This window comes from Streptomyces sp. P13-3-3 (assembly GCF_050571355.1).
Classification (GTDB): Bacteria; Actinomycetota; Actinomycetes; order Streptomycetales; family Streptomycetaceae; genus Streptomyces; species Streptomyces althioticus.
Genome location: NZ_CP192228.1, coordinates 5,639,585 through 5,655,097 on the forward strand (window position 1 = coordinate 5,639,585; position 15,513 = coordinate 5,655,097).

At 74.5% G+C, this 15,513-nt stretch carries 15 protein-coding genes; 12 read left to right on the forward strand and 3 right to left on the reverse strand.

All coding sequences use genetic code 11. The annotated features are described in order from the left end of the window. The first annotated feature begins 9 nt into the window (after positions 1–9). From ACQZOG_RS25370 to ACQZOG_RS25420, 11 genes are all read left to right on the forward strand, one after another. Entirely contained in the window at positions 10–1,497 is a 1,488-nt protein-coding gene (locus ACQZOG_RS25370; RefSeq protein ID WP_203549812.1) for an exo-alpha-sialidase, read from the forward strand. An 87-nt stretch (positions 1,498–1,584) separates the two neighbouring features. Beyond that, positions 1,585–2,544 carry a dihydrodipicolinate synthase family protein gene (locus ACQZOG_RS25375; RefSeq protein WP_033273791.1) on the forward strand — a complete coding sequence of 320 codons (960 nt, stop codon included), beginning with the start codon at positions 1,585–1,587 and terminating at the stop codon, positions 2,542–2,544. Then, positions 2,541–3,512 carry an ROK family protein gene (locus tag ACQZOG_RS25380; RefSeq protein ID WP_430741837.1) on the forward strand — a complete coding sequence of 324 codons (972 nt, stop codon included), beginning with the start codon at positions 2,541–2,543 and terminating at the stop codon, positions 3,510–3,512. The genes ACQZOG_RS25375 and ACQZOG_RS25380 overlap by 4 nt, the downstream gene beginning before the upstream one ends. After that, positions 3,509–4,183: an N-acetylmannosamine-6-phosphate 2-epimerase gene (locus ACQZOG_RS25385; protein WP_193455741.1), complete on the forward strand. Its 675-nt coding sequence runs from the start codon at positions 3,509–3,511 to the stop codon at positions 4,181–4,183. Before ACQZOG_RS25380 ends, ACQZOG_RS25385 begins: the two co-directional genes overlap by 4 nt. Before the next feature lie 93 nt (positions 4,184–4,276). Continuing rightward, positions 4,277–5,113: a helix-turn-helix domain-containing protein gene (locus ACQZOG_RS25390; protein ID WP_193455742.1), complete on the forward strand. Its 837-nt coding sequence runs from the start codon at positions 4,277–4,279 to the stop codon at positions 5,111–5,113. Between the two features lie 82 nt (positions 5,114–5,195). Beyond that, on the forward strand, positions 5,196–5,666 hold the full coding sequence (locus ACQZOG_RS25395) for a cupin domain-containing protein (protein ID WP_430741838.1): 471 nt from the start codon (positions 5,196–5,198) through the stop codon (positions 5,664–5,666). Then, the gene (locus ACQZOG_RS25400) at positions 5,663–6,382 is read left to right on the forward strand and encodes an SGNH/GDSL hydrolase family protein (protein WP_359568447.1); all 720 of its coding nucleotides are present in this window, start codon (positions 5,663–5,665) and stop codon (positions 6,380–6,382) included. Before ACQZOG_RS25395 ends, ACQZOG_RS25400 begins: the two co-directional genes overlap by 4 nt. Before the next feature lie 121 nt (positions 6,383–6,503). Next, positions 6,504–8,333, forward strand: a complete 1,830-nt coding sequence (locus ACQZOG_RS25405; RefSeq protein ID WP_359518171.1) for a gamma-glutamyltransferase family protein — start codon at positions 6,504–6,506, stop codon at positions 8,331–8,333. A gap of 377 nt (positions 8,334–8,710) precedes the next feature. Continuing rightward, on the forward strand, positions 8,711–9,556 hold the full coding sequence (locus ACQZOG_RS25410; protein ID WP_058917293.1) for an inositol monophosphatase family protein: 846 nt from the start codon (positions 8,711–8,713) through the stop codon (positions 9,554–9,556). 121 nt (positions 9,557–9,677) lie between these two features. Further along, a complete protein-coding gene (locus tag ACQZOG_RS25415; RefSeq protein ID WP_033274136.1) occupies positions 9,678–11,087 on the forward strand; it encodes a phytoene desaturase family protein in 1,410 nt (469 codons plus the stop codon). Beyond that, positions 11,084–11,599: an O-acetyl-ADP-ribose deacetylase gene (locus ACQZOG_RS25420; RefSeq protein WP_430741839.1), complete on the forward strand. Its 516-nt coding sequence runs from the start codon at positions 11,084–11,086 to the stop codon at positions 11,597–11,599. The genes ACQZOG_RS25415 and ACQZOG_RS25420 overlap by 4 nt, the downstream gene beginning before the upstream one ends. Before the next feature lie 93 nt (positions 11,600–11,692). Here ACQZOG_RS25420 and ACQZOG_RS25425 read toward each other — a convergent pair whose 3' ends face one another. From ACQZOG_RS25425 to ACQZOG_RS25435, 3 genes are all read right to left on the reverse strand, one after another. Beyond that, positions 11,693–11,824, reverse strand: coding sequence for a hypothetical protein (locus tag ACQZOG_RS25425; RefSeq protein ID WP_430741840.1), 132 nt, complete (start codon positions 11,822–11,824; stop codon positions 11,693–11,695). Positions 11,825–11,984: 160 nt separating this feature from the next. Continuing rightward, positions 11,985–13,007 carry an SPFH domain-containing protein gene (locus ACQZOG_RS25430; protein WP_037642540.1) on the reverse strand — a complete coding sequence of 341 codons (1,023 nt, stop codon included), beginning with the start codon at positions 13,005–13,007 and terminating at the stop codon, positions 11,985–11,987. A gap of 4 nt (positions 13,008–13,011) precedes the next feature. Beyond that, positions 13,012–13,443, reverse strand: a complete 432-nt coding sequence (locus ACQZOG_RS25435) for an NfeD family protein (protein ID WP_033273782.1) — start codon at positions 13,441–13,443, stop codon at positions 13,012–13,014. A 362-nt stretch (positions 13,444–13,805) separates the two neighbouring features. Here ACQZOG_RS25435 and ACQZOG_RS25440 point away from each other — a divergent pair, with 362 nt between their 5' ends. After that, the gene (locus ACQZOG_RS25440) at positions 13,806–15,329 is read left to right on the forward strand and encodes a potassium/proton antiporter (RefSeq protein WP_037642542.1); all 1,524 of its coding nucleotides are present in this window, start codon (positions 13,806–13,808) and stop codon (positions 15,327–15,329) included. Positions 15,330–15,513: the final 184 nt, after the last annotated feature.

Sequence of the window (15,513 nt, forward strand, 5' to 3'; positions counted from 1 at the left end):
GGCACGTTCATGCAGCGCAGAGCCACCCTGGCCGCCACCACCGCGGGCGCCGCCCTGGCCCTCCTGGTCGCCGGCACCCCCGCCGCCCACCCGGCCACGCCCGCCGCGCAGGCCGCCCCCGCCCCGGGCACGCTCGTCTCGCAGGACATCGCCACCGCCGGCACCGGTTCGCCGTACTACCGCATCCCCGCCCTGACCCGCACCACGAAGGGCACCCTGCTCGCCGCCTACGACGCCCGCCCCACCCTCGGCGACCTGCCCGGCAACCTCGGCGTGGTACTGCGCCGCAGCACCGACGGCGGCACCACCTGGCAGGCCCAGCAGGTGATCCGCAAGGAGGCCGCGCCCAAGGGATTCGGCGACCCCAGCCTCCTCGTCGACCGGGAGACCGGCCGCGTCTTCGTCTTCTACGCGGCCTCCGTCAACCAGGGCTTCTTCGGCTCGGCCACCGGCAACGACGAGAGCGACCCGAACGTCCTCCAGGCCGACTACAGCTACTCCGACGACGACGGCCTGACCTGGAAGCACGAGCGGATCACCGCCGAGATCAAGAACCCGGCCTGGGCGGGCATGTTCGCCGCCTCCGGCGAGGGCATCCAGGTGCGCAACGGCACCTACAAGGGCCGCCTGATCCAGCAGTACGCCATCCGCAACAACGGCGCCAACTACGCGGTCAGCGCCTACAGCGACGACCACGGCGCCACCTGGAAGATGGGTACGCCCGTCGGTCCCGGCGGCGACGAGAACAAGACCGTCGAACTGTCCGACGGCCGCATCATGCTCAACAACCGCTCCGCCCCCTACCGCACGGTCGCCTACTCCTCCGACGGCGGCGTCACCTACACGCCGTTCCAGCAGGACAAGGAGCTGCCCGACCCCGCCAACAACGGGTCCGTCGCCCGCTTCGCACCCGACGTGCCCGCCTCTCACCCCCGGGCCCAGTGGCTGATGTTCAGCAACACGGCGACCACCAACAGCCGCAGCAACCTCACCGTCCGCCTCTCCTGCGACAACGGGCAGAACTGGCCGGTGCGCAAGACGGTGGAGTCCGGCGCCGCCGCCTACTCCACCCTCACCCCGCTCGGCACCGGCACCGCGGGCAACGACCGGGTGGGCCTGCTCTGGGAGCGCGGCAACTACCAGCACATCACCTACTCCTCCTTCGACGTGCAATGGCTCGGCGGCGTCTGCGCGCCCGTCACCGTCACCCCGCCCGCGTCCCTGCCCGCCGGGAGGACCACCGAGGTCACCGTCCGCGTCGTCAGCCAGAACGACAAGGACCTGCCCTCCGGCTCGGTCGCGCTGACCCTGCCGTCCGGCTGGAGCGCGCCCTCGGTCACCGTGCCGGCGCTCAAGCCCGGCCAGGGCGCGAACATGCGCGTCCCCGTCACCGTCCCGGCCGGCGCCTCGGGCGGCGCGCCGGTGACCGCCACCTACCTCGTCCGCGGCACCCAGCGGTCCTACGGTGACGGCACCCTCACCGTGACCACGTTCTGACCCCGGTGCCCCCGGCCCGCCCGCCGCCTGGCGTGCGGGCGGGCCGGGGGCACCCGTACCACCATCCGCACAGCCCAGGAGACACCCATGTCCTCGTCCCAGCCCCTCCGCGGCGTCGTCCCGCCCGTCTGCACCCCCCTGGATGCGTCGGGCGAGATCGACACCGCCTCCCTCACCCGGCACGTGGAGCACCTCGTGAGCGGGGGAGTGCACGGGCTGTTCGCCCTGGGCTCCAGCAGCGAGGTCGCCTTCCTCACCGACCGGCAGCGGGACACGGTCCTGCGTACGGTCGTCGAGACCGTCGCCGGACGCGTCCCCGTGCTCGCCGGCGTCATCGACATGACCACCCCCCGCGTCCTCGTCCACGCGGAGGCCGCCCGCGAGGCCGGCGCCGACGCCCTGGTCGCCACCGCGCCCTTCTACGCCCGCACCCACCCCGTCGAGATCGCGCGCCACTTCCGCACCCTGCGCGCCCGCGTCGACCTGCCGCTGTACGCCTACGACCTCCCGGTCTCCGTGCACAGCAAGCTCTCCGTCGCCCTGGTCCGCGAACTCGCCGAGGACGGCACCCTCGCCGGCCTCAAGGACAGCAGCGGCGACGAGGGCGGCCTGCGCCGGCTCCTCGTCGAGCTCGGCGGACGCCACGGCCGCGCCGACGGCCCCGCCCCCGGCTTCAGCGTCCTCACCGGGTCCGAACTCACCGTGGACGCCGCCCTGCTGGCCGGCGCCGACGGCGTCGTCCCGGGCCTCGGCAACGTGGACCCCGCCGGTTACGTACGCCTCTACGACGCGGTGCGCGCCGGGGACCTCGACCGCGCCGTGAAGGAACAGGAGCGGCTCGTCGAGCTGTTCGGCATGGTCGACGCGGGACCTGAGTCCGAGATGGGCCGCAACTCCTCGGCGATCGGCGCCTTCAAGCACGCGCTGCGCCTGCTCGGGGTGTTCGCCGAGGGCACCACCGCCGCCCCGCAGATCCAGCTCGGCGAGGCGTCCGTCGCCCTGGTCGAGGAGCGGCTGCGCGGCGCCGGCCTGCCGCCGGTCCGATGAGGGGACGCATACGGGGACCGCGGCCGGACGACGCCCCGGTGATCGGCCTCGACCTGGGCGGCACGAAGATCGCCGCCGCCCTGGTCGCCCCCGACGGCACCGTCCTGGCCCGGCACTCCAGGCCCACCCCGGCGACCGAGGGCGCGGAGGCGGTGCTCGACGCGCTCGCCGACACCGCCCGCGCGGTCCGCACCCCCGCGGCCACCGCGATCGGGGTCGCCGCCGCCGGGGTCATCGACCCGGTCACCGGGACCGTCACCAGCGCCACCGACACCCTCCGCGGCTGGGCCGGAACCGCCCTGGCCGCCGGACTGGCCGCCCGCACCGGCCTCCCGGTCGCCTGCGACAACGACGTCCGCGCGGCGGCGGTGACGGAACTGGCCGGGCCCGCCGTGTCCGAGGCGTCCGTGCTGCTCTACGCCGCCGTCGGCACCGGCGTGGGCGGCGCCGTCGCCGTGGACGGGCGCGTGCTGCACGGGGCGGCCGGGATCGCCGGGCACCTCGGACACCTGCCGAGCCCCGAGGCCGAGGGACTGCCGTGCACCTGCGGCGCCACCGGCCACCTCGAGGCGATCGCCGCGGGCCCCGGCATCACCGCCCACTACACGCGGATGAGCGGAGTGCCGGCCGACCGCCTGGAGACCGTCGCCGCCCGCGCCGCCCGGGGCGAGCCGCACGCCACCGCCGCCGTCGTCCTCGGCGCCCGCGCCGCCGGACGGGCCCTGGGCGGCCTCGCCAACGCGCTCGGCGCCGACCGGGTGGTCCTCGCCGGCGGCGTACCCCGCATCGGCGCCCTGTACCTGGACGCCCTGCACGCGGCCTTCGCCGCCGAACTCATGCCGCCCCTGCGGTCCTTGCGTCCCGTACCGCCGCACGGCGGACCCGACACCGCGGTCCTCGGCGCGGCCGCGCTCACCTCGACCCTGCCCCTGCACCACCCCGACCGCACCACCGGAGCACGCCGATGACCCTGCCCCTCGCCGACGCCCTGAAGGGCCGCCTGATCGTCTCCTGCCAGGCCCCGCCCGGCGACCCCATGCGTCACACGGACACCCTGGTCCGGATGACGCTCGCCGCCCGGGCCGGCGGCGCGGCGGCCGTACGCGTCAACGACCCGGAGGTCGTCGCCGCCGCCGTCGCGGCCGTGGACCTGCCGGTGATCGGGCTGTGGAAGGACGGCGACAGCGGCGTCTTCATCACCCCGACCGTGCGGCACGCGCTCGCGCTGGTGGACGCCGGGGCCGCCGTCGTCGCCGCCGACGCCACCGCCCGGCCCCGCCCCGACGGCAGCACGTTCGCCGACCTCGTGGAGGCCGTCCACGAGGCGGGCGCCCTGGTCATGGCCGACGTGTCCACCTTCGAAGAGGGCCGGGAAGCGGCCGAGCAGGGCGCCGACTTCGTGGGCACCACCCTCTCCGGCTACGTGCCCGGCTCACCCGTCCAGACCGCGCCGGACCTCGCCCTCGTCGCGGACCTGGCCGCCGCGCTGACCGTCCCGGTGATCGCCGAGGGCCGCATCGCGACACCGGCCCAGGCCGCCGCGGCCCTGGCGGCGGGCGCGCACAGCGTCGTCGTCGGCACCGCCATCACCGCGCCGACCGCCCTGACGGCGTCGTTCGTGAAGGGCCTCGACGGCTAGGACCGTGGCTGCCGCCCCGGGGCGGCAGCCACGCTCACCCGGTCAGGAGCCGGGCGTCCCGTACACGCCCGGCCCGCTCGTACACTGACGAAGATGGAGGACCACACGGCCACCGGGATCAGTGCACGTCCGGCGCCCGTCCTGCGGAAGTACGTCGACTCGTACGTCGGCTTCGACCTCCGCGGGTTTCCGACGGGGGTGCACCGCGGCCCGCCGAGCCGCGCGCTCACCGCGGTGATCAGCCTGGAAGAGCCCCTGGAGGTGGCGGCGGGAGTTGACGACGGGTCACCGGTGACCCGATTCGTCAGTGTGGCGGGCGGTCTTATGCGCCGGTCCGTCGCGATCCACCACGACGGACGCCAGCGAGGCGTTCAGGTGGCGCTGACACCGCTCGGGGCCCGCGCCCTCTACGGCATGCCCGCCGCCGAACTCGCCCAGCGACTGGTCCCCCTCGACGAGCTTCTCGGAGCGCTCGCCGTCGAACTGGTCGACCGGCTGCGGTCGGCGACGACATGGGCGGCGCGGTTCACCACGCTGGACGAAGTGCTCCTGCGGATTGTCGGCCGTGACGCCTGCGGCGACCACGTGAGCGGGGTGCGCCCCGAGGTGGCCGAGGCATTGCGCCGCCTCGTCGCCGCGCGGGGTCGCGTCCAGGTCGGCGCGGTCGCCGCGGACCTCGGCTGGAGCCGTCGGTACCTCACCGAGCGGTTCCGCACCGAGGTGGGACTGTCGCCGAAGGCCTACGCCCGAGTGCTGCGCTTCGAGCACGCGCACGAACTGGCGTCGGCGCGGGACCCGCTGCCGTGGGTCGATGTGGCCACCGTGTCCGGCTACGCCGACCAGGCTCATCTCGTCAGGGAGTGGCGCGAGTTCACGGGCCGGTCGCCCACGGCCTGGCGGCGCGGCGAAGTCCTGCTCGAAGCCGGGTAGACGCCTGCCGGCTGCCCGTCGCGTCGGCTTCCCCTCCCTTTTCTTCAAGACGGCCCGGTCTCCGGCGTGGACGATCGACGGCATGGAACTCGTCAACCACGAACGCAACGCCATGGACCTGCGGACGACGGCCGTGCACCTCGGGCTGGGATCGACAGCGAAAGCCGTGGAGGGCTTCACCTGGGACCCGGAGGCACTCCAGGCCTACAGCGCCGCGGTCGCGGCGGACGGCGCCGAGGGCCGGATGGTGATGATCTTCGACGGCGACGGGCCCGGCGACCACTGGGAGAGCCACACCGCAGGCGACGAACTGGTCGTCTGCCTCAGCGGGTCCGTGACGGTCACCCGTGACGTGGACGGGTACCTAGACCGCGTTTCCCTCGGGCCGGGCGAGGCCACCGTCAACCCGGCCGGGGTGTGGCACGTGGTCGACATGGAGGGGCCGACGTCCATCTTGGCCGTCACCGCGACCCTCGGCACGGAACACCGTCCTCGGACCGACACCCGTCCGACCCCACACGTCGCCACGCCCGGCCCGCAGGAGACGTCGTGACGATCCGGGTCGCCTGCCTCGGCGACAGTCTCACCCGCGCCCAGTTCAGTGTCGACTACCTGGACCTTCTCCGGCGCCGCCGTCCCCCCGGCGACGTGCGGCTCGACCGTTACGGCGTCAACGGCGACTTCGCCCACAACCTCCTCCAGCGCCTCGACGCCGTCGTCACCGACCCACCCGATGTGATCACCGTGCTCATCGGTACCAACGACGCCCGGGCGAGCCTTGCCGGCTACCCCGTCGAGCAGGCCATGAAGCGCAAGCAGCTCCCGGTCCGCCCGTCGGCAGGCTGGTTCCAACAGTGCCTGGGAGCCGTTGTCGCACGGCTGAGAGCGGAAACCGACGCGACCATCGGTCTGCTGTCGCTGCCGGTGCTCGGCCAACAACTCGACGGAGCGGCGGCACAGGCATCGCAGGCGTACAGCGCGATGATCGCCGAGGTCGCGGCCGCCAACGGGCTGCCGCTCCTGCCGCTCCACGAGCGCCAGAGCGAGGAACTGCGCCGAGAGAACCCGCCGCCGATTCCCTACAGGGAGGCGACACCCGCAGCGACCGTCGGCGTCCTCCTCCAGCACACGGTGCTGCGCCGCAGCCTCGACACGATCGCGCGGCGGCGAGGTCTCGTGCTCACGACCGACCACATCCACCAGAACAGCCGCGGCGCCACCCTCATCGCCGAGGTCATCGACGCCGGCCTGCCGACCCGAAGCGCGTAGCCGCTGCCGGGGTGGCGTACCCCGGCAGCACGCGCTTACCCTGCGTGCGGCAACGGCCGAGGCCACCGGCCCGGAGCGGGGGGTGAGCAGGGCCGGACGACGCGAACACCTGGGGCAGGGGATGCAGTTCACCACCCGACCGACCCTCCAGGGCACCTTCGGCATGGTGTCCTCCACCCACTGGCTGGCCTCCCAGTCCGCCATGGCCGTCCTCGAGGACGGCGGCAACGCCTACGACGCCGCCGTCGCCGGGGCGTTCGTGCTGCACGTCGTCGAACCCCACCTCAACGGCCCGGCCGGCGAGGTGCCGATGATCCTCGCCCCGGCCGGCGGGGACGTACGGGTGCTGTGCGGGCAGGGCGTCGCCCCGGCCGGCGCGACCGTCGCCCACTACAAGGGGCTCGGCCTCGACCTCGTCCCCGGCACCGGACCGCTCGCCGCCGCCGTGCCCGGCGCCTTCGACGCCTGGATGCTCCTGCTGCGCGACCACGGCACCAAGTCCCTCGCCGACGTCCTCAAGTACGCCGTCGGCTACGCCGAGGACGGCCACCCGCCCGTGGAGCGGGTCGGCGAGACCGTGGAGACCGTGCGCGAGCTGTTCGAGACGGAGTGGACCACCTCCGCCGAGGTCTACCTGCCCGGCGGTCGCCCTCCGCGCCCCGGTGAGCTGTTCCGCAACCCCGCCCTCGCCGCCACCTGGAAGCGGCTCCTCGCCGAGGTCGCGGGAGCCGGCGACCGGGAGGCGCAGATCGAGGCCGCCCGCGACGTGTGGCGCACCGGCTTCGTCGCCGAGGCCCTGGTCCGGCAGGCCGCCCGCTCCACCCTCGACACCAGCGGCGAGCACCACACCGGCACCCTCACCGCCGACGACCTCGCCGCCTGGTCCGCCGGCTACGAGGACCCGGTCACGTACGACGTCGACGGCTGGACCGTGTGCAAGGCCGGCCCCTGGAGTCAGGGTCCGGCCCTCCTCCAGCAACTCGCTTTGCTGCCCGACGAGTTGCCGCCTTACGGCTCCGCCGCGTACATGCACCTCCTGATCGAGAACTGCAAGCTCGCCATGGCCGACCGCGAGGCCTGGTACGGCGACGCCGCCGACGTGCCGCTCGACGACCTGCTGTCCGCCGCGTACAACGCCGAGCGGCGCACCCTGGTCGGCCCGCGCGCCTCCCACGAGCTGCGCCCCGGCAGCCCCGGCGGACGCACCCCCCGGCTCGCCGCCCACGCGCGCGTCGTCGCCACCGACGACCCCGGCCCCGTGCCCATGGGCGTCGGCGAGCCGACCGTCGCCAAGAGCCCCACCTCACCCGTGCCCGGCGAACCGGAGGTCCTCGCCGACGGCGCCGTCCGCGGCGACACCTGCCACCTCGACATCGTCGACCGCTGGGGCAACATGATCTCCGCCACGCCCAGCGGCGGCTGGCTCCAGTCCAACCCCGTCGTGCCCGAGCTGGGCTTCCCGCTCGGAACCCGGCTCCAGATGACCTGGCTGGAGGAGGGCCTGCCCAACAGCCTCACCCCGGGCCGCCGCCCCCGCACCACGCTCACCCCGTCCCTCGCCCTGCGCGACGGCGTGCCGGTCATGGCGTTCGGCACGCCCGGTGGCGACCAGCAGGACCAGTGGCAGCTGCACTTCTTCCTCGCCGTCGCCCTGCGCGCGAAGGTGCGCGGCGGACTCGACCTCCAAGGCGCCATCGACGCCCCGAACTGGCACAACGACAGCTTCCCCGGCTCGTTCTACCCGCGCGGCATGCGGCCCGGCAGCGTCACGGTCGAGTCCCGCACCGACCCGGAGGTCGTCGAGGAGCTGCGCCGCCGCGGCCACGACGTCACCGTCGGCGACGCCTGGTCCGAGGGCCGGCTCTGCGCGGTCGCCCGCGACCCGGACACCGGCGTCCTCTCCGCGGCCGCCAACCCGCGCGGCCAGCAGGGCTACGCCGTGGGCCGCTGAGCCGCCACGCGGCGGGCCGCACACGGCGGTGCGCGAGCCGGCCGTCGGCCGGGTGCGGGCGGGTCCGCCGACCGGACACGCGGTGGGCCGCTGTGCCGAGATGCGCGGGGCTGCCACGGGAGGGCGGGCGGCAGGCCGGGGGCGGGCTCGTCGGCCGGGTGCGCGGTGGCCTGCCGACCTGACGGCGGGCGGGGCAGCCCCCGCGGACCGGATGCGCTGCGGCCCGTCGGTCAAATGCGGGCGGGCCGTCCGCCGGGTGCGCGGTGGGCCGCCGAGCCCATCCCCGCCGGTGCGGGCAGCCCATTTCCGCGCCGCCCGCACCCGAGATCGTCACCGGGCGGGGCGGGGCTGTCGGTGCGGCGTGCTCTCATGGACGGGTGATCGAGACCCACGCGACCATCGACCAGTTCCTCACCCGGCACGCCCACGACGTGGAGGCCGCGGTCCGGGAGGCCGCCGCGCGGGAGATCGTGCCGCGCTGGCGCCGTCTCGCCGCCCACGAGGTGGACCGCAAGAGCGGACCGCACGACGTGGTGACCGACGCCGACCGCGAGGCCGAGCGGTACCTCACGGCGGAGCTGCCCCGCCTGCTGCCCGGCTCCGCGGTGGTCGGCGAGGAGGGCGTGCACGCCGACCCGTCGTCGTACGAGGCGATACGCGGTGACGCGCCGGTGTGGATCGTCGACCCCGTCGACGGCACCCGCCAGTTCGTGCGCGGCGAGACCGGCTACTGCACGCTGGTCGCCCTCGCCCTGCACGGCGTGGTGCAGGCCTCCTGGACGTACGCCCCCGCCCTCGGCCTGCTGGCCACCGCCGTGCGCGGACAGGGCGCCCGCCTCGACGGGGAGCCGCTGCGCTCCGGCGCCCCGCAGCCCGGCCGGGACCTTCGCGTCGCCACCTCACACCCGGACTTCACCACCGACGAGCAGAAGCGCGCCCTCCTCGGCCTGCGCACCGGCGGTGTGGCCCCGCGCCCCTGCGGCTCGGCCGGGCTCGAGTACCTGGCGGTGGCCCGGGGCGAGCTGGACGCCACCGCGTTCAGCTGGGAGCTGGCCTGGGACCACGCGGCCGGTCTGCTGCTGGTGGAGGAGGCGGGCGGCGCCCACCTCACCCGCGCGGGCAGCCCCTTCGACATCCGCGGCGGCAACACGCTGCCGTTCACCGCGGCGCGGGACGAGGCCACCGCGCGCCGGGTGGTGGAGCTGCTGTCCGCGGCCGTCTGACCGCGCGGGAGGCCGGACGGTGCGGTGCGGGTGACAGGACGCCGTCCGGTCCCGCGCGCGGCCCGGCATATCCTGATCCTCTGTGGCCGTCGGCTGACGAAGGAGTCCGAAGGTGCCGTCGATGCTCGATGCGGTCGTGGTGGGGGCGGGGCCGAACGGGCTGACCGCCGCGGTGGAACTGGCCAGGCGTGGCTTCTCGGTGGCCCTCTTCGAGGCCAAGGGGACCGTCGGCGGCGGCGCCCGCACCGAGGAGCTGACCCTCCCCGGCTTCCGGCACGACCCCTGCTCCGCGGCGCACCCCCTCGCCGTCAGCTCGCCCGCCTTCCGCGGTCTGCCCCTGGAGCGGTACGGCCTGGAGTGGCTGCACCCCGAGCTGCCCATGGCCCACCCCTTCCCCGACGGCACGGCGGCCGTGCTGGCCCGCTCGGTCGGGGAGACGGCCGCCTCCTTCGGGCCGCGCGACGCCGGAGCGTACCGGCGGCTCGTCACGCCCTTCCTGCACCGCTGGGACACCCTGGTCCGCGACTTCATGTCGCTGCCGCTGACCGCGCTGCCCCGCGACCCGGTCACCCTCGCCCGGTTCGGCCTCGTCGGCCTGCCCCCGTCGACCTGGCTGGCCCGCCGCTTCCGCGACGAGCGCGCCCGCACGCTCTTCGCCGGTCTGGTCGCCCATGTGATGGCCCCGCTCAGCGGCTTCGCCACCTCGGCGATAGGCCTGGTCTTCGCCCTCGCCGCCCACACCCGCGGCTGGCCCGTCGCCCGTGGTGGCTCCCAGGCCATCTCCGACGCCCTCGCCGGGTACCTGCGGGAGCTCGGCGGCGCCGTGCACACCGACTACGAGGTCAAGCGGCTCGACGACCTGCCCCCGGCACGGGCGTACGTCTTCGACACCTCGCCCACCGCGCTGGCCCGTATCGCCGGCTTCGGCGACCACTACGCCCGCTACCGCTACGGCCCCGGCGTCTTCAAGATCGACTACGCGCTGGACGGGCCCGTCCCCTGGACCGCCCCCGAGGCGCGCAGGGCCGGGACCGTGCAGATCGGCGCGGACAGCGCGGAGATCGGCGCCGCCCTGCGCGCCGCCTCCCGGGAGAAGCAGGCCCCCGACGCGCCGTTCCTCATCACCGTGCAGCCCTCCGTCGTCGACCCCACCCGCGCCCCCGACGGCAAGCACGTCTTCTGGGCCTACGGTCACGTCCCGCACGGCTGGACCGGCGACCTCACCGACGCGATCGAACGCCAGCTGGAGCGGTTCGCGCCCGGCTTCCGCGACCGGGTCCTGGCCCGCGCCACCGCCGGCCCGCCGGAACTGGCCGCGCGCAACGCCAACTACGTCGGCGGCGACATCGCCACCGGCGCCGTCTCCGGACTCCAGACGCTGCTGCGCCCCAAGCTGTCGCTGTTCCCGTACAGCACACCGCACCCCGCCGTGTTCATCTGCTCGCAGGCCACCCCGCCCGGCCCCGGCGTGCACGGCATGCCCGGGCACAACGCCGCCAAGGCGGTATGGAGGAGGCTCCGCCAGACATGACGACCCCCAGGATCGCCCTCGTCCAGGGTGACATCACCCGGCAGAGCGCCGACGCGATCGTCAACGCCGCCAACTCGTCCCTGCTCGGCGGGGGCGGCGTCGACGGCGCGATCCACCGGCGGGGCGGCCCGGAGATCCTCGCCGAGTGCCGCGCCCTGCGCGCCTCCCACTACGGCAGGGGGCTGCCCCCGGGGCAGGCGGTCGCCACCACCGCGGGCCGGCTGGACGCGCGCTGGGTGATCCACACGGTCGGCCCGGTGTACAGCGCGTCCGAGGACCGCTCCGGGCTCCTCGCCTCCTGCTACCGCGAGTCCCTGCGCGTCGCCGACGAACTGGGCGCCCGCACGGTCGCCTTCCCCGCGATCTCTACGGGCGTCTACCGCTGGCCGCTCGACGACGCGGCCCGCATCGCCGTGGAGACCGTCCGCACCACGGACACGTCGGTCGAGGAGATCACCTTCGTCCTCTTCGACGAACGGGCGTACACGGCGTTCTCGACGGAGACCGGCTGACACGGGTCTGAGCGGCCCACCGGCCGGGCGGGTCAGCCTTCCCGTGGCCCCTGGCCGGCGGGTCAGCCCTCCCACGGCGCCCGGCCACGTGGGTCAGGCCCGCAGCGGGCGCCTGCTGGCCTCCGCCGCGTCGGCGATCGCCTCCGCCGTCGCCGGGAGCCGCGCTGACACGGGTCCGCGCGGCTCCCGGCCGGGCGGGTCGGCCTTCCCGCGGCTCCCGGCCACGTGGGTCAGCCTTCCCGTGGCCCCCGGCCGGGCGGGCCAGCCCTCCCGTGGCCCCCGGCCAGGCGGGCCAGCCCCCCCCGCGGCTCCGGGCCAGGCGGGTCAGCCTTCCCGTGGCCCCCGGCCAGGCGGGCCAGCACTCCCGTGGCCCCGGCCACGTGGGTCATGCCCCCCGCGGGCGCCTGTCCGCCTCCGCCGCGTCCGCCACCGCCTCGGCGGCGGCCTGTGCCGCCTCCGCCGTGTCGTCGGCGGCCTTGGCCGCGGCCTCGTCGTCCGCGGCGGGCTTCGCCCGGGTCGCCGGGGACGGCGGCAGCGACTCGCTGAACGCCTTCGACACGCCCTGCAGCGCCGTCGTGATCTCGCTCGGGATCACCCAGAAGTTGTTGCCCTGTCCCTGCGCGAGCTGGGGGAGCGCCTGGAGGTACTGGTAGGCGAGCAGCTTCGGGTCCGGGTCGTTGCGGTGGATCGCCTGGAACACCTCGTCGATGGCGCGCGACTGGCCCTCGGCCTCCAGGATCGCGGCGGTCCGGTTGCCCTCCGCGCGCAGCACGGCCGCCTGCTTGTCGCCCTCCGCCGTGAGGATCTGCGACTGACGCTGCCCCTCGGCGCCCAGGATCGCCGCCCGCTTGTCCCGCTCGGCCCGCATCTGCTTCTGCATGGCCTCCTTGATGGACTGCGGCGGGTCGATGGCCTTGATCTCCACGCGGTTGACCCGCAGCCCCCACTTGCCGGTCGCCTCGTCGAGCACCCCGCGCAGCTGGCTGTTGATGGTGTCCCGGGAGGTGAGCGTCTTCTCCAGGTCCATGGAACCGACCACGTTGCGCAGCGTGGTGACGGTGAGCTGCTCCACCGCCTGGAGGAAGCTGGCGATCTCGTAGAAGGCCGCGCGCGGGTCGGTGACCTGGAAGTACAGGACGGTGTCGATCTCGACGACCAGGTTGTCCTCGGTGATGACCGGCTGCGGCTTGAAGGACACGACCTGTTCGCGCAGGTCGATCTGCGGGTGCACCCGGTCGATGTACGGGATGACGAGGTTGAGGCCGGGCGTCAGGGTCTTGTGGTAGCGGCCCAGCCGCTCCACGTTGCGGGCGCGCGCCTGGGGCACGATGCGCACCGCCCGGATCACCGTGAAGATCGCGAGCAGCGCCACCAGCAGCCCGGCGACGAGGGGGGCGGAGATGTCCATGGCTTCAGTCCCGTGGGTAGACGATCGCGGTGGCGCCACTGATCTCGATGACGTCGACGGTCGTGCCGGGCGAGATCACCAGCGTTTCGTCGTAGCTGCGGGCCGTCCACTCCTCGCCGTCGATGCGGACCCTGCCGTCGGTGCCCGACACGGCCGTCAGCACCTGCGCGGGCTTGCCCACGAGCGCGTCCACACCGAAGCGCGTACGCTGCGGGCGCCGCAGGTGAGCCAGCGCGAGCGGCCGGACGAACAGCAGCGTGACGGCGGCGAGGGCGGCGTACGCGACCAGCTGGACCCACAGCGGCAGGCCCACCCCCGCGACGACCGCCGTGACCAGCGCGGCCGCGCTCAGCATGCCCAGGGCGGCGGTGAGGGTGAAGATCTCCGCCACGGCCAGGACGGCCGCGACGATCAGCCAGATCAGCCAGGGGTCCATGTCGCGCCTCTTCTCACCCGGGGTGGAGGGCTTCGGCCGGCGCCGGCCGGCACGCGAGGGGGACCGGCACCTTTGCCACCACTTTACCCAGTCGCGGCCCGGGTGCCGAGGTCCGTGCACCGAGCATTCCCGCCGTACATGTCCGGCACGCCTCCAATTGGGTGATGACCCTTATGGCGCGGACCCACCCTCTCGGGTGAGGGTTCGAACGGCCCCCTTGATCCCTTCGACGCCGGTGCCCGCCGGGCGTGTATGTGCGCCTGTCTCGCCCTGCCCGGTGTGATCGTGATGCACAGCGTCGTGAGTGGGACCGGGATGCCGGCGACCGACGGACGGCCGAGGACGGTACGAGGAACTGATTGATGACCCTGCCCGAGCTGTACGTGACGCTGCTCATCGCGGGCACGGTGCTGCTGGCCAGCATCGCCGCCGCCCGCACCGCGCACCGGGTGGGTCTGCCCAGTCTGCTGCTCTTCCTCGCGGTCGGGATCGTGGCCGGCGAGGACGGGCTCGGCCTGGCCTTCGACGACGTACAGCTCGCGCAGGCGCTCGGCACCGCGGCCCTGGCCGTGATCCTCGTGGAAGGTGGTCTGACCACCCAGTGGAGCGACGTCCGCAGACTGGTGGCGCCCGCGGGCGTGCTGGCCACCGTGGGCGTGTTCCTGTCCGTGCTGGTCACCGCCTCGGGCGCCCACTTCCTGCTGGGTCTGGACTGGAGCGTGGCGCTGCTGCTCGGCGCGATCGTCTCCTCGACGGACTCGGCCGCCGTCTTCTCCGTGCTGCGCGCGCTGCCCCTGCCCCGGAAGCTGACCGGACTCGTGGAGGCGGAGTCCGGTTTCAACGACGCGCCCACCATCATCCTCGTCCTGGTCTTCTCCACCACCACCTCCGACATCCCGTCGATCGGCCCCCTCTTCGGCAACCTGCTGTTCCAGCTGGCGGCCGGCGGCACGCTCGGCGTGCTCATCGGACTCCTGGGCGCCGTCGCCCTGCGCCACATCGCGCTGCCCGCCACGGGCCTCTACCCGCTGGCCACGGTCGGCTTCGGCATCACCGCCTTCGCCGCCGCCGGCGCGGTCGGCGCGAGCGGCATCATCGCCGCCTATCTGTCGGGGCTGGTCCTCGGCAACTCCCAGCTGCCGCACCGCGCCGCGACCCGGTCCTTCGCCGAGGGCGCCGGCTGGCTGGCCCAGATCGGCCTGTTCGTGATGCTCGGCCTGCTCGTCGACCCGAGCGAGCTGTCCGAGGCGATCCTGCCCGCCCTCGTCGTCGGCCTGGTGCTGCTGCTCGTCGCCCGCCCCGTCTCGGTGCTGCTGTGCCTGCTGCCGTTCCGCATCCCGCTGCGGCAGCAGGCGTTCATCTCCTGGGCGGGCCTGCGCGGCGCGGTCCCCATCGTGCTCACCACCTTCCCGGTGGTGGAGGACGTGCCGCACGCCCGCGAGATCCTCAACATCGTGTTCGTGCTGGTGGCCCTGTTCACCCTGCTCCAGGGCCCCACCCTGCCCGCCGTCGCCCGCCGCCTCGGCCTGGTGCGCCCGGACGCGCTGCGCGAGATCCAGGTGGAGGCCGCGCCCCTCGACGTCCTGGACGCCGACCTGCTCACCGTGTCCATCCCGGAGGGCTCCCAGCTGCACGGGGTCGCCGTCTTCGAGCTGCGGCTGCCGCACCCGACCGTCGTCACCCTGATCGTCCGGGAGGGCACGACGCTGGTGCCCGACCGCGACACCGTGCTGCGCGCCGGCGACGAACTTTTGCTCATCGCCACCCCGGAGACCCGCGAGGACGCCGAACGCCGGCTGCGGGCCATCGGCCGGCGCGGCAAGCTCGCCCGCTGGCTCGGCGAACACGGCACCCCTGAACCGGAAGACACCGTCACGAGCGGCTGACCGCCCCTCCGTCCGCGATCCGGGGAAGCGCTCGGAATCACCACGACCGCACAAAGCCCGACGGCATCATTGCTTCGTTTGTGTGCGAGTCCTAGGGTGTGGCGGGCTCAGTAGTCGCACCGTCACCACCCGTCGTGGTTCTCCTCGGGCGTGACGTCGCCGCCGTGACGCGCGCCTCCGGGGG

Bases quoted from the DNA above. Each gene is read 5' to 3' on its own strand.
- ACQZOG_RS25370 (WP_203549812.1), top strand. From the start codon at position 10: ATGCAGCGCAGAGCCACCCTGGCCGCCACCACCGCGGGCGCCGCCCTG.
- ACQZOG_RS25375 (WP_033273791.1), top strand. From the start codon at position 1,585: ATGTCCTCGTCCCAGCCCCTCCGCGGCGTCGTCCCGCCCGTCTGCACC.
- ACQZOG_RS25380 (WP_430741837.1), top strand. From the start codon at position 2,541: ATGAGGGGACGCATACGGGGACCGCGGCCGGACGACGCCCCGGTGATC.
- ACQZOG_RS25385 (WP_193455741.1), top strand. From the start codon at position 3,509: ATGACCCTGCCCCTCGCCGACGCCCTGAAGGGCCGCCTGATCGTCTCC.
- ACQZOG_RS25390 (WP_193455742.1), top strand. From the start codon at position 4,277: ATGGAGGACCACACGGCCACCGGGATCAGTGCACGTCCGGCGCCCGTC.
- ACQZOG_RS25395 (WP_430741838.1), top strand. From the start codon at position 5,196: ATGGAACTCGTCAACCACGAACGCAACGCCATGGACCTGCGGACGACG.
- ACQZOG_RS25405 (WP_359518171.1), top strand. From the start codon at position 6,504: ATGCAGTTCACCACCCGACCGACCCTCCAGGGCACCTTCGGCATGGTG.
- ACQZOG_RS25415 (WP_033274136.1), top strand. From the start codon at position 9,678: ATGCTCGATGCGGTCGTGGTGGGGGCGGGGCCGAACGGGCTGACCGCC.
- ACQZOG_RS25420 (WP_430741839.1), top strand. From the start codon at position 11,084: ATGACGACCCCCAGGATCGCCCTCGTCCAGGGTGACATCACCCGGCAG.
- ACQZOG_RS25430 (WP_037642540.1), bottom strand. From the start codon at position 13,007: ATGGACATCTCCGCCCCCCTCGTCGCCGGGCTGCTGGTGGCGCTGCTC.
- ACQZOG_RS25435 (WP_033273782.1), bottom strand. From the start codon at position 13,443: ATGGACCCCTGGCTGATCTGGCTGATCGTCGCGGCCGTCCTGGCCGTG.
- ACQZOG_RS25440 (WP_037642542.1), top strand. From the start codon at position 13,806: ATGACCCTGCCCGAGCTGTACGTGACGCTGCTCATCGCGGGCACGGTG.